Here is a 13,332-nt window from a genome sequence, read left to right on the forward strand (position 1 = left end):
CCTCATCACGCAAATAAAATAATGGCGGGGGGGATTTAATCGACTTGATTCCATCCCTTCCATTTTTCTTTCATTAAGATCATCCATTAACTTTCAGTATTATTTTTGTTAAAATAACCCTATACATATTATAAGAATTTTTATGGGGTGAAAGATTATGCTTACCATGGATGATTTTGTTAATGAAGACGATCCAATCTTAAGGCAAGTCGCGGTAGAGGTTCCGCTTCCGGCATCATATGAAGATAAGCAACTTTTAGCCAGCTTGATGGAATATGTCCAAAACAGCCAGAAGCCCGATATTGCTGCTCTATACGGGTTAAGGGCAGGAATTGGCTTGGCTGCACCACAGGTGAATGTTTCAAAAAGGATGATTGCAGTTCATTTGAAAGAAAAAGATGATCAACTGTATAGCTATGCACTTTTCAACCCTAAACTCGTTAGCCATTCAGTCGAAAAAGCATACTTGACATCCGGAGAAGGCTGCCTTTCCGTAAATCGTCCCGTTTCCGGATATGTGCCCCGTTATGCCCGAATAACGGTTGTGGGTACAGACCTGGAAGGAAAATCGGTTCAACTCCGCCTGAAAGGCATCGCAGCCATTTGCTTTCAACATGAAATAGACCACCTTAATGGAATCCTGTTTTATGATCATATCAATCCGGAAGACCCTTATGCCATTCCGAAAAATTCAATTGCGGTGGAGAGGTAACGTAATAAGCAAAACCCCCGTCTGTTAATTGACGGGGGTTTTGTTTTTATATCAGTTCAAGTTCCTTCAAACCAAAAAGTATGCCGTCATCATCGACATCCTTCGTTACAAAGTCGGCCTCTTGCTTCACAAGTTGACCGGCATTCCCCATTGCCACGCCATATCCCGCTACTTTTAACATCTCGATATCATTTAAGCCATCTCCAAAGGCGTAAACATCCTCCAGTGCAAACCCGACTTTTTCCATTAATATTTTAATGCCTTCAGCTTTTGAACCCCCAAATGGAAGTACATCCGTCGAATACGCATGCCATCTAATGAAATGAAAGTCATCATATTTCCCAACAAAGTTCCCTTCTTCATCTTCCGAGCAGAATAATAAGGCTTGGTATATATCATGGTCCTCATAAAAATCTGCCACATGTTCAGGGTGGGGAAACTTCAGGCTGCTTAATGCTTCTTCAATTCTGCTATGATGTGGCACACTCGATTTCATTGTCTCCTCATTCATGAAAACGATCGGTATTTCATTTTTTTCTGCATGTTCGTGGAGCCGTTTTATCTCGGGTATGCTCAAAGGGTTTTTATAAACGACTTTCCCTTCAAAAACAACGTATTGTCCATTGAAACTTACGAATGTATCGATGCCAAGCTCTTCCCTTAAAGACTCGAACATGAACGGAGCCCTTCCTGTGGCAATCGCTACAAAAACCCCGCTATCCTGCAGTTGCTTAATGGCTTTTTTTGTTGAAGCAGGTAACTTTTTTTCATGATCAAGCAAAGTTCCGTCAATATCAAAGAATACGATTTTCACTAACGATTCACTTCCAATTCATTCATTTTTTCCTTTTTTAATATGTACCCATTTAATAATTGTCATCGAGATAAGTCAAGTAACCCTACCTGATTCAACTCAAAGTTACGTTTTTTATTCAAGAATGGGCATATACTATTCTTAATAGAAACCAACTCAGGCTTTCCAGATTACACTTCTCCCATCCTTCTCGCCTCTCAAATCCCAGTTGCTTGTTTGAATGAGCCTTTTTTTTCAAAAATGGGCTAAGTACCTGTAAAGACGTATTTACATTATTGAATAATCCTATACAATAATAACTAAGGGAGCGTGATCGCCATGTTAAAAAAGCTTCGTAAAAAGCTTGCTAAACAGTGGAATGATCTTTTAAGAAAAAAATCTATCGCATGATTTGCCACTCATTCCTGCCTTGGCCGTCATCCATATGCGAATTTTTTTCGGACAGCCCTTCAAAAACTTGCGGAGGGCTTCTTCCTTGTTGTAAAGTTCTTGTTAAGCATTCTTTCTATCATGGCTTTTATATGGTCAGGTGAATACATATTTCAATTAAAATATGAGTCGTTGTGTTTTCATGAAACGCTGTACACAGTTGTACTGTATTAATCTAGAAAGAAATCGTTTACGAAAAAAAGATCCCATGATTTAAGTTTTACACATGGCAAAAACGGATAGGATATAAGATAGAGGAAGCTACAATTGGATTGAAACTAAAATCTGCCATCTATTTTTTTATATACTTTTAGACATTGGTATATTTAATTCATCAAACCCCTTCCGTTTTTATGGCGGAGCTGGGTTTATTTTTACATGATGTTGAAAAACATGAAAAAATTGTTGTTTTTATATATAATGAAAAAAGCAATGCAAACAAGTGAGGAGAGATTAAAATGGTTTTTAAGGTATACTATCAAGTAACCATATCAGAGGTTCCCATCAGGGAGAATACTAAAACAATGTTTGTCGAAGGTGAATCCGTTCGTGACGTTCGTTTAAAATTAAAAAAAGAACCTTATAACGTAGAAATCGTACTACCCGTAACCGGAGCATATTTAGAATATGAAAAACAAAATGAAGATTACAAAGTATTGGAGCTATAACTTATGAAATTTGTAAAAAACGATCAAACAGCTGTATTCGCCCTGGGCGGTTTAGGCGAAATCGGTAAGAACACATATGCTGTTCAGTTTCAAGATGAAATCATCATCATTGATGCTGGAATTAAATTTCCTGAAGATGAACTTCTCGGTATTGACTATGTGATTCCAGATTACAGCTATTTAGAGAAAAATGTAGATAAAATTAAAGGTGTTTTCATTACCCACGGCCATGAGGACCACATTGGCGGGATTCCTTATTTACTTAGAAAAGTGAATGTCCCTGTATACGGCGGGAAGCTGGCACTTGGACTGCTTCGTAACAAATTGGAAGAACACGGCCTATTACGTCAGACAACCATGATTGAAATCAGTGAAGATGAAGTGATCAAGTTCCGGAAAACGTCCGTCTCTTTCTTCCGTACAACTCACAGTATCCCTGACTCTTATGGAATCGTTGTAAAAACACCACCTGGACAAATTGTCCATACTGGTGATTTTAAATTCGACTTTACACCAGTGGGCGAGCCTGCAAACCTGACCAAGATGGCTGAAATCGGTAAAGAAGGTGTATTGTGCTTACTCTCGGATAGCACAAATAGTGAAGTTCAGAACTTTACTATGTCCGAAAGCCGTGTCGGCGATACCATTCAAGACATTTTCCGTAAGGTTGACGGCCGGATTATTTTTGCAACGTTTGCATCGAACATCCATCGCCTTCAGCAAGTTGTGGAAGCAGCCGTGGCTAACGGCCGTAAAATAGCCGTTTTTGGCCGAAGCATGGATTCAGCCATATCAATTGGACAAGATCTTGGTTATATCGTAGCGCCTAAAGATACATTTATTGATGTACAGCAATTGAATCGTATGCCTGCGAATAAAGTAACCATCCTTTGTACAGGCAGCCAAGGTGAACCAATGGCAGCCCTGTCGCGCATAGCGAATGGTACTCACCGTCAAATTCAAATCATTCCTGGTGATACTGTCGTATTTTCATCTTCACCTATCCCTGGTAACACAATCAGTGTTTCCAGAACGATCAATCAATTATATCGTGCAGGAGCAGACGTCATTTCAGGTCCTTTGAATGACATTCATACATCGGGACATGGCGGACAGCAGGAACAAAAGCTAATGCTCCGTTTGATAAAACCAAAATTCTTCATGCCAATCCATGGTGAATACCGTATGCAAAAACTACATGCCCGCCATGCAGTCGATTGCGGTGTTCCGGAAGAAAATTGCTTTATCATGGATAATGGTGAAGTTCTTTCCTTAAGTGAAAACACAGCACAAATCGCTGGTAAAATCCCTTCAGGTTCGGTTTATATCGATGGAAGCGGCATCGGGGATATCGGTAATATCGTTCTCCGTGATCGTCGGATTCTTTCCGAGGAAGGCCTTGTCGTTGTCGTTGTCAGCATCAATATGAAGGAATTCAAAATTGCATCCGGTCCTGACATCATCTCACGCGGATTTGTTTATATGAGAGAATCAGGAGACCTTATCAGCGATGCTCAATCCTTGATAACTAAGCATTTAAATAAGGTGATGGATCGTAAAACTACACAATGGTCTGAAATAAAAAATGAAATTACAGACACTTTATCTCCATTCCTATATGAAAAAACTAAACGCCGTCCAATGATCCTACCGATCATCATGGAAGTCCAATAAATAATAGAAGCCCAGCCATTGATGGCTGGGCTTCTTTGTTTAGGTTTGTAAATCTCGAACGTTGAATTCCACCCCAGGCACTCGCTTTCCGCGGGCGGTCCGGGAGCCTCCTCGGCGCCTTAGCGCCTGTAGGTTCTCCCTTGGACGCGTACTCCCGCAGGAGTCTCCGAACACCCATTCCAATCAACTTTGTTTTAACAGTTAGATAGAACTCCTTTTGCCTACAGTCTTTTTTGTTTTTTAAAAAAGTATTAAAACTTGAGGTGATAAGGATGCTTGAATAGATTTTCTATCGCATCTTAATGGAAAGCTTCCGAAAGTAAACTGATAAGAAGCATGTATTTGTTGATTCCACACTGTGGAAAGCCAGTTCCGGAAACACAAGCCTATCAAGTACGCCTTCAAGAAGAAATAAATCAAAATAGAGAGTACAAATCATCCTAACCCATTTGTGCGACTTGTTCACTTTTATCACAGTGTACAGAAAGTAAAGATCATTTGTGTCATTATGTAGATGTAAAATCTATATATGCGAAACGCAAAGAAACAATATTGCGTGTACTCACAGAAGTAAAAGAAAAGAATGGTTTTCGAAGGACTACTTAAGGGAATTAAAAAATTGTCGATGCAAGCTATTCTCTATAACTACTTCAAATCCAATTAAAAAACAAAAAGGTTTCGGAATGAGACCATTCCGAAACCTTTTTGTTTTCCTTTGATAAAAGCGCTGCTCGATTTTAGCAGGACGCTTACTTATTCCACAATTTTCTTTTCAAAGCGATTGATGTCCGAATCCGCGCCGATGACGATCAATATATCACCTTTATGAATTAAATCGCTCGCCTGCGGGGAGACATTTATGTCGTTCCCTCTTTTGATCGCGACAATATTCAGCCCATAGTGAGCACGGATATCAAGGTCAAATATCGAGTTTCCATTCATCTTTTGGCTTGCAACAATTTCGACGATGGAGTGTTCATCAGAAAGCTCCAAATAATCGAGAATATTATTGGAGACGATATTATGGGCAATCCTTCTCCCCATATCTCGTTCGGGGTGCACGACAAAGTCGGCCCCGATCTTACGAAGAACCTTCTCATGATAATCATTTTGCGCTTTAACCGTAACATTTCCGACACCCAATTCCTTAAGCATGAGAGTCGTCAATATACTAGCTTGAATATTCTCGCCAATCGCTACGATGACATGATCAAAATTACGAATTCCTATGTTTCTCAGTACATTTTCATCTGTCGTATCCCCTACTACGGCATGTGAAGCTATTCTGGCAAATTCATTCACTCGATCTTCGTCAGCATCGATAGCCAGAACCCCTAATCCTTCTTCAGCTAATGTCTTGACTATGCTGCCGCCAAAACGGCCAAGTCCAATCACCGCAAATTCTTTTTTCACAATAAGCCCTCCAACGTCATTCGTTCTCTCTTTAGAGCATGTTCTGTACTGAAAAGCATTTTTACGCTTCCCTTCCCTTAAACGTTATATATTCCGTTAAGTGATTAATCGCGAGTTCAATCGCTTTTTCATCCGGACTTAACTTAGCGTGGTGCAATCCGTATTCCGATGAAACCCCCAACCAGAACATGAATCCTGGAATCTCCTTTAACATATAACCAAAGTCTTCACCAGTCATTGCTTCAGTACATTTATGCAAATGTACAGCAGTTGACTTCTCTGTAAATTCCATGAATTCCCTGGTCAACCGTTCTTCATTATACACCTGATGATACATCGCGCCATAGTCGATTTCAGCCATGCACTCATATCCCACTTGTATACCATCCACAAGCGCTTTTATTCTTGACTTGACCTTTACCATCGATTCGGGGTTAAGGGTGCGTATTGTACCTTCTAACCGCGCTGTCTCCGCAATAATATTTTGAACGGTGCCACCAGTAATCTTCCCAACTGTAATGACAGCTGAATCAAGTGGATTGACATTCCTGGAAACGATTGTTTGAAGCTGCCCTACAAGCGAGCAGGCCGCAATGACCATGTCATTTGTTTCGTGCGGATAGGCTGCATGCCCTCCTTTCCCCCTTAAATCGATGAATAATTCAGATGTATTGGCAAATAGAAGCCCTTCTTTAACGGCAATCGTCCCAACTGGATACTCTGGAGCAATATGTAAAGCAAGAATCATATCCGGCTTCCATTTTTTCATGGTTTCCGATTTAAGCATTGGTTCAGCTCCGCCAGGACCCTCTTCTGCAGGCTGGAAGATGAATAGCAAGTCATCATCGATCGGATTTTCGGTGAAATATGTCAATAATCCTAAACCTATGCTCATATGAAAATCATGACCGCAGGCATGCATATATTCCTCGTGGTTGGATGCGAAAGGCAATCCCGTTTCCTCTTTTATCGGCAGACCGTCAATATCAGCCCGGTAGCCAATTGTTTTTCGCGGGTTCAGCCCCTTCACTTTAACGAATATCCCAGTCCGCCAAGTTTCTATTTCCATTCGCTCCTGGTCCAGATTCGTTATGTAATTCAGTAGGTATTGCTGCGTCTTGAATTCTTTGAATCCTATCTCCGGTATTTGATGCAAATCACGCCGGATCTCGGCAAAAGGATTTTTTTTCACATTATTTCCTCCCTATACAGAAAGCGTGGATATATTTATCCACGCTTCAGGCAATATTCACTAAAGAAAATTAAAGTTGACGAAGTTCTTGCATGATTTCTGTTTTTGATTTTGTTTTTTCGTCAATTTGTTTAATGACCCTCGCCGGGATACCAGCAGCCACGGAGTAAGGAGGAACGTCTTTCGTTACAACTGCACCAGCCGCCACAACTGAACCTTGACCGATTTTCACACCTTCCAGTACGACCGCATTAGCTCCGATTAAAACATCATCTTCCAAAATGACCGGTTGTGCGGAAGGCGGCTCGATGACACCTGCTAAAACGGCACCTGCACCTACGTGACAGTTTTTGCCCACTGTTGCACGTCCGCCCAGTATTGCGTTCATGTCGATCATTGTGCCTTCACCGATGACAGAACCAATATTGATTGATGCACCCATCATGATGACTGCGTTGTCTCCAATGGATACTTGGTCACGGATTATTGCGCCAGGCTCGATACGTGCTTTGATGCCTTTTAGGTCCAACAAAGGAATGGCAGAGTTACGGCGATCATTTTCAACTACAAAATCCTCGATTTTTGTTCCTGCTGCCTTGATTGCTTCTTCGACTTCAGACCACTCACCGAATACAACACCTGTATTTCCTGTTATGAAAGTTTTAGAAGCTGGACCAAAATCCATGCCTTCTAAATCGCCTTTGACATATACTTTTACAGGTGTAGATTTTTTACTATTCGAGATAAAAGAAATAATTTCGTTTGCATCCATTTTATTCATTCCGGGTAAACCTCCTAAATATGTATCATTACTCGTTTTAAATTTACCAGACAACTGCCGGCAAGACAAGTTGAATGTCACTCTTATATATTATTCTCCCCTATTGACATTTTCGTCAACGGACCTATAACATTCCTTGGTCCCGAATATGCTCTTTCACCACTTCCGTGAATGCCTGGACTTGCTTTAACTGGAAGGCAGATTCATAGCCGCAAAGCCATGTATCTCGTTCGATTGAGTGATTATGCCCATCCAGTAGAGGGATTTTAAAAACATTAGTATCTTTATCATGTAAAGTTATGGCTGGCAGGATCGCATATCCTATACCATTAAATACCATTTGTTTGCATGTTTCGATTTGATCCACGACTATGGTGTTTTTTGGTGTCGTTTTAAATTGCCGATGCCACCAGTCCTGAATTTCCTGATAATAATTCGAATCGCTTTTAAACTGAATGAATGGCCGGTCCGTTTCGAACACTTGATTCAGCTCCTTCATTTCAGTATCCACCAAATAAAGCATATCCGTAAATAAATGCTGTTTTACCCCTTTCCAATCCGGGGCTCCCCTTATGATGCCAATATGCACTTGTCCTTCATACAAAGACTTTAGAATCTCACTGCTCCAGCCAGTGATTAAGGAAATTTTGGCATACGGATATTTTTGAACGAACTTTTTCAATACTTGCGGCAGCCAATTTTGACCGACAATCGAGGCACAGGCTATTTTCAATGTGCCATATACTTCATGGTCCATAGCTTGAATACTTTCCCTGACCTTTTCTTCTTTTTCTATAACCTCATTGGCCAAACGGATTACCGCTTCACCTGCAGGAGTCAGTGACAGCCCTTTTTGTGAACGCAGAAACAGTTTCGATCCCCAATCCTTTTCTATTGATTGTAAACGCTGTGATAAAGCCGGCTGGGAAACGAACAACCGCTCAGCTGCTTTTCTCATATTCATCTCCTGAGCAAGCACGGATAATAAATGGAATTCTGAAAATGACATACACACCAACCTCTTGATAATTAATTCTTATCATGATGATTTAATTTGTTTAAATTTTATTATCAACAAAGTCGGCTTATAATACAAGAGAAAAGAAACGGAGTGAATGTCCTTTGACGATCATTTTATTGCTTGTCATAGTTTTGCAGCATCCTTTGTCGGGCACATTGGCTGGGAGCGGCGGTCTTATCGGCATGCCTTCCCTTCTATCTGATAGGTTTACCCATTCATCACCAGGTTATTGGTTCAGTCAAATTTCCCAATCTTCTTTTTCTAGCTTTTATATTTTATTCAAGAAAAAACAGCTAAAAAGGATGCCCTCCAGTTAATCCCATTTTCCCTTTTCGGCGGCTTATGTGGCGGGCTGCTTGCTAATTCATTCTCTGAGAAGGCAATGAATCTATTGGCCATCTGTCTTTTGACTGTCGCTTTGATCATGAATTTCATAAAAAAAACCGAAACCTTCCGATGAAACGGATTGGCATCTCCCAAAAGAATTTATCCATCCCGGAATGTTACGACCTGGACAGGCAACCATGCTCATGTATACCTTTTTAAGAAATGGTGCCACCTACCTTCAATCTGCATTCATTACCTATTTCATTGCCGGTAGCATGGCATGGGGTATTGCCATTTATTACACAATCGGTTCCCTTATCGGATCACAGCGTGTCGGTCACGATCGCATTATTGATTCAATTGGTCATCAGAGTCGCGTTTCCTTAAACGCAAAGGCAAACTCCATTTAAAAAGTCTGCCTTTTTTTCCTATGCTTTCTTATTCTTTCTCAGTCTCGTGAGTAACAGGAAGCTGATGACAGAGAAGACTAGAACGATGAGATAAATCGTCTGTAAAGACAATGTAAGTCCTTCCTGTAAAACCTTTACCACATTTTCAGGAAGCGACATGCGTTCTTCACTGTTCAACAGTTTATTTGCCGTATCAATCGTCACACCCGAGCCGGCTGGCGCATGTTCGCTCAAATAGGCTTGAAGTCTCATATTCATGATTCCTCCAAGTAATGCAGCACCTACAGTATTTCCTAAATTACGCATGAACATATTGGAGGCTGTCGCAATACCCCTTCGTTCCCAGCTGACGGTTTTTTGAATGACGACAATGAATGAGGTAGAAGTCAAGCCCATGCCTACACCGACAAAGAAGGATCCCGTGGCAGCAATGAGGGGCCCAGCTTCCGGCTTCATCCATACTAAGATCAAACTCCCAAGAATCAATGAGCACCCTCCAAGGAGGGAGGTTGATTTGAATCCTATTTTCATCAATAACCTGCCTGAGACCATTGATGCGATCGGCCAGCCAATTGACATGGCTGTCAATGTAAAACCAGCTACCGTAGGCGAGCGCTCCATTACGCCCTGAACGAATGTGGGGAGGAAACTTGATAATCCAATCATCATCACCCCTGTCGTCAGGGATACGAGGTTCGCAATCAGAATGGAACGCTCCTGCCAGATTTCAAATGGCATCATCGGTTCTGCTGCTTTCTTTTCCTGAAGAATGAATAAGATAAAGGTGATGATGGCCACTAATGCCAAGGATATGACCGGAGCCGAAGCCCATGACCATTTCACTCCTCCTTCTACGAGTATCACCATAAGAGTGGATATGGATAATGTCAATAGCGTTGCACCTAGGTAATCGATATCACGTTTTTTCTTTTCGATATTTTCATGAAGGAAAAACCAAATCCCAATAAAAGATAGCAAGCCCAGTGGAACATTGACCCAGAAGACCAGCTTCCAAGTCAGGGATTCAACGAGCAAGCCGCCCAAAGCGGGCCCCAGGACCGCTGAAATGCCCCAAACGCTCGATAGATACCCTTGAACGCGTGCCCTCTCTTCATTTTTATAGATATCACCAACAATTGTCGAAGCTACAGGAGCTACAGCCCCCGCCCCAAAACCTTGTACAAAGCGATAAATGATGAGTTCCGTCATAGAATTGGCAAAGCCGCAAAGAAGGGAGCCAATTAAAAAGACAACGATTCCAAATAATAAGACAGGTTTTCTCCCGAGAATATCCGATAGCTTTCCATATATCAAGACTGTTACGGCGTTCATTAACAAATAGCCTGAAAACACCCAGCTGTAAAGTGAAAAACCACCTAAATCACTTACAATGGCTGGCATTGCCGTCGAAACGATCGTTCCTTCAATAGCATTCATAAACATAGCCAGCATGATGGTAGCTAATATGAAGGGACGTTTCAATTTTTTATTCTGCACTTTTGCACTATCCACTGCTTGGCCCAATTTCCGCATCCTCCCCTAATAGACCCTAACTGTTTATAGACATTGCCACTAACTGGATCAAATAGGTAAAAACAAGAAAACTCGCCAACTGGCGAGTCTTGAGGTTAACCATCATTTTAAGCCTTACTTATTTATCAGGTGTATTTTGTTTAAATACTTTTTTCAAGATTGCCCTTCTTGTTAAGATACCCTCAAATACATGTTCGTCATTCTCTACACAGACAAACGGATGATCAATCAACAATTCCACACCCTTGGTCAATGTATCTTCAATATGCAGGCGAGGTATTTCTATATTCATTATTTCGGAAACTTTTTTATTCTCAAGATTATCAAATTCAATTCGTTCCAGTCCCAAGATTGAATCCAGAATGACTGGTGTGCTAATTAAACCATGCAGTTTATACATCGGATCTAACACAGGAATGGCCGTATAACCGCTCTTTGTTAATACCAATAGTGCATGTTCTAAATTATTGGTTACCTGCACGTGGGCCACGCGTTCAGAAGAAATCATTAAGTCTTTAACGCTGGATTCCAATAAATCCCCATCATGAGTACCGATCATGTTAAAACCCCTTACCATATGTTTTTATAAACAGCTCTTTATATAGTTTAACATATGTAAGCAGAAAAGGCTCATTCCTAGACCAATAAAATCCCAAACGCTGGGATTCGCAAGAGACCCTTAGCCCTTACTAGTTTTGATGTTAACCTGTTTAAAACCGCATTCCGGGCATTGATAAATCACATTTTGGTTGGATTGTGCCGTTAATACATTTTCCATTTCCCTTTCCTCTCCGCATACCGGGCATATTACCATTGGATTTTTCATTTACATCCCTCCAATTAATAAGATGTCGTAAAAATCACTACTTCATTCAAGTAAAAATTGAACGGCTTCATTCACAATAAAAAAGCCGCTTCCAAAGGAAGGCGGCTTTTTGTGATTTTTTAAGATTGAAGAAGATCAAAGATTTCAATGGTAATCATATCAATATTATCGAATTGATATTTTGATGATTTCCCTTTATCACTGTATACTTCAAGCTCGAACATTTCTGTTTTGCTGAAATATGTAACCTGGCACTTTTTCACACCATCTATTTCAAAAAAACGTTGAGCAGATTCAGATTCCTTCGCTTGCTCTTGAAGACTTTTCAATCTGGTAAGGATGCCCTGTAATTGAGACATACTCCCTCTCCTTTCTGAATAAAACCTTTTCGATAGGTTTCACTATACCATACTTTTCTATCCAGTAGCCACGCTGAAATAAATTCAGAATAATTTAAAACTTCATTCTTTACATGGCACTATTAACAGAATAAAATAAGGAATGGATTTTGTACATGAAAAATTTTCTGGGGGGTAGATTCTGTTGCAAAACATTAGTGAGCTTGGTTATCGCATTTCATTGATTGATGGGTTTGATTTGGATAGAAGAAATCGTACAGGAACATATGTAATTGCCGATGAAGACATCACCTTAGTCGAAACTTCCGCCAGCCCTTCCATCCCCCACTTAATCAAGGGGCTCGAACATTTGGGAATCGCCCTCGAAGATATTACATCTATCATTCTTACCCATATTCATTTGGACCATGCAGGTGGAGCTGGACTTTTTTTACAGCATTGTCCGAATGCCAAAGTGATCGTCCACCCAAAAGGTGCACGGCATCTAGAAGATCCAACACGTTTGATCGCTGGGGCTAAAGCAGTCTATGGTGAAGAATTCAACGAGCTTTTCGATCCGATATTACCTATTCCATTTGAAAGAATGTTAACTAAACATGATAGGGAATCCCTAAAAACAAGTGAAAATTCCATGTTGACCTTTTATGACACACCAGGACACGCAAACCATCATTTAAGCATTTACGATTCGGTTTCAAAAGGGATTTTTTCAGGTGACACCGTAGGCATCTATTATCGTGAACTCGATGAAGAAGGTTTGGAATTTTACTTACCGTCCACATCGCCAAACCAATTTAATCCCGATGCGATGCTTGCTGCAGCGGAATTGTATGAAAGCATCGGCGTCGAACGTATATATTTTGGACATTACGGGGTATCGGAAAATCCTAAGGAAGTATATAAACAACTTCATTACTGGCTTCCTATATTTGTGGAGACTGCCAAATCGGCATATAGGGAATATGCTAGCTTTGAGGAACAAGTGGCAGCGACCAGTAAAAATATTTTCACGGAGGTCGCTGTTCATTTAGGCGAAAAGGGAATCAGCGCTGATCATCCTGTTTTTGATATCATTCCCATGGACCTGAACGTTTGTTCCATGGGATTGATCGACTATCTGGTAAAACAGGAAAAAGATCGGTAGAACGATCCTTAAGGTCTATCCCTATTCAA

15 protein-coding genes are annotated in these 13,332 nt (G+C 40.8%); 6 read left to right on the plus strand and 9 right to left on the minus strand.

What is annotated here, in order from left to right:
* Positions 1–157: 157 nt before the first annotated feature.
* Entirely contained in the window at positions 158–712 is a 555-nt protein-coding gene (def, locus tag Q8G36_RS12355; RefSeq protein WP_305161200.1) for a peptide deformylase, read from the plus strand.
* A gap of 46 nt (positions 713–758) precedes the next feature.
* On the opposite strand, the gene Q8G36_RS12360 is transcribed toward def, so the two are convergent.
* Entirely contained in the window at positions 759–1,526 is a 768-nt protein-coding gene (locus tag Q8G36_RS12360) for a Cof-type HAD-IIB family hydrolase (protein WP_305161201.1), read from the minus strand.
* A gap of 887 nt (positions 1,527–2,413) precedes the next feature.
* Between Q8G36_RS12360 and Q8G36_RS12365 the strand changes: the two genes are divergently transcribed.
* Both Q8G36_RS12365 and rnjA read left to right on the plus strand, forming a co-directional pair.
* The gene (locus tag Q8G36_RS12365; protein WP_034314070.1) at positions 2,414–2,623 is read left to right on the plus strand and encodes a DNA-dependent RNA polymerase subunit epsilon; all 210 of its coding nucleotides are present in this window, start codon (positions 2,414–2,416) and stop codon (positions 2,621–2,623) included.
* A 3-nt stretch (positions 2,624–2,626) separates the two neighbouring features.
* Complete coding sequence (rnjA, locus tag Q8G36_RS12370) at positions 2,627–4,297, plus strand: ribonuclease J1 (protein ID WP_034314071.1); 1,671 nt, start codon at positions 2,627–2,629, stop codon at positions 4,295–4,297.
* 753 nt (positions 4,298–5,050) lie between these two features.
* On the opposite strand, the gene Q8G36_RS12380 is transcribed toward rnjA, so the two are convergent.
* The 4 genes from Q8G36_RS12380 to Q8G36_RS12395 all read right to left on the minus strand — a co-directional run bounded on the left by Q8G36_RS12380 (position 5,051) and on the right by Q8G36_RS12395 (position 8,692).
* Positions 5,051–5,710, minus strand: coding sequence for a potassium channel family protein (locus Q8G36_RS12380; protein WP_305161202.1), 660 nt, complete (start codon positions 5,708–5,710; stop codon positions 5,051–5,053).
* Positions 5,711–5,771: 61 nt separating this feature from the next.
* Positions 5,772–6,902 (minus strand): N-acetyldiaminopimelate deacetylase, encoded by a 1,131-nt coding sequence (locus Q8G36_RS12385; RefSeq protein ID WP_305161203.1) that lies wholly within the window; start codon positions 6,900–6,902, stop codon positions 5,772–5,774.
* Between the two features lie 70 nt (positions 6,903–6,972).
* Entirely contained in the window at positions 6,973–7,683 is a 711-nt protein-coding gene (dapD, locus tag Q8G36_RS12390) for a 2,3,4,5-tetrahydropyridine-2,6-dicarboxylate N-acetyltransferase (RefSeq protein ID WP_305161204.1), read from the minus strand.
* Between the two features lie 124 nt (positions 7,684–7,807).
* Positions 7,808–8,692 (minus strand): LysR family transcriptional regulator, encoded by an 885-nt coding sequence (locus Q8G36_RS12395; RefSeq protein ID WP_063231999.1) that lies wholly within the window; start codon positions 8,690–8,692, stop codon positions 7,808–7,810.
* A gap of 113 nt (positions 8,693–8,805) precedes the next feature.
* On the opposite strand from Q8G36_RS12395, the gene Q8G36_RS12400 reads away from it, so the two are divergent.
* Both Q8G36_RS12400 and Q8G36_RS12405 read left to right on the plus strand, forming a co-directional pair.
* Entirely contained in the window at positions 8,806–9,021 is a 216-nt protein-coding gene (locus Q8G36_RS12400; protein ID WP_305161205.1) for a hypothetical protein, read from the plus strand.
* A 207-nt stretch (positions 9,022–9,228) separates the two neighbouring features.
* Positions 9,229–9,441: a hypothetical protein gene (locus Q8G36_RS12405; protein WP_305275065.1), complete on the plus strand. Its 213-nt coding sequence runs from the start codon at positions 9,229–9,231 to the stop codon at positions 9,439–9,441.
* Between the two features lie 18 nt (positions 9,442–9,459).
* On the opposite strand, the gene Q8G36_RS12410 is transcribed toward Q8G36_RS12405, so the two are convergent.
* The 4 genes from Q8G36_RS12410 to Q8G36_RS12425 form a co-directional block, all read right to left on the minus strand.
* A complete protein-coding gene (locus Q8G36_RS12410; RefSeq protein WP_305161207.1) occupies positions 9,460–10,965 on the minus strand; it encodes an MDR family MFS transporter in 1,506 nt (501 codons plus the stop codon).
* Between the two features lie 127 nt (positions 10,966–11,092).
* Positions 11,093–11,533, minus strand: coding sequence for a cyclic-di-AMP-binding protein CbpB (gene cbpB, locus Q8G36_RS12415; protein ID WP_063232001.1), 441 nt, complete (start codon positions 11,531–11,533; stop codon positions 11,093–11,095).
* A 120-nt stretch (positions 11,534–11,653) separates the two neighbouring features.
* Complete coding sequence (locus tag Q8G36_RS12420) at positions 11,654–11,800, minus strand: hypothetical protein (RefSeq protein ID WP_089362373.1); 147 nt, start codon at positions 11,798–11,800, stop codon at positions 11,654–11,656.
* 119 nt (positions 11,801–11,919) lie between these two features.
* Positions 11,920–12,159 carry a YkuJ family protein gene (locus Q8G36_RS12425; protein ID WP_034314086.1) on the minus strand — a complete coding sequence of 80 codons (240 nt, stop codon included), beginning with the start codon at positions 12,157–12,159 and terminating at the stop codon, positions 11,920–11,922.
* A 184-nt stretch (positions 12,160–12,343) separates the two neighbouring features.
* Between Q8G36_RS12425 and Q8G36_RS12430 the strand changes: the two genes are divergently transcribed.
* On the plus strand, positions 12,344–13,303 hold the full coding sequence (locus Q8G36_RS12430; protein ID WP_305161208.1) for an MBL fold metallo-hydrolase: 960 nt from the start codon (positions 12,344–12,346) through the stop codon (positions 13,301–13,303).
* The last annotated feature ends 29 nt before the right edge of the window (positions 13,304–13,332 follow it).

Origin of the sequence: Peribacillus frigoritolerans (assembly GCF_030676415.1) — a bacterium.
Lineage (GTDB): Bacteria > Bacillota > Bacilli > Bacillales > DSM-1321 > Peribacillus > Peribacillus frigoritolerans_A.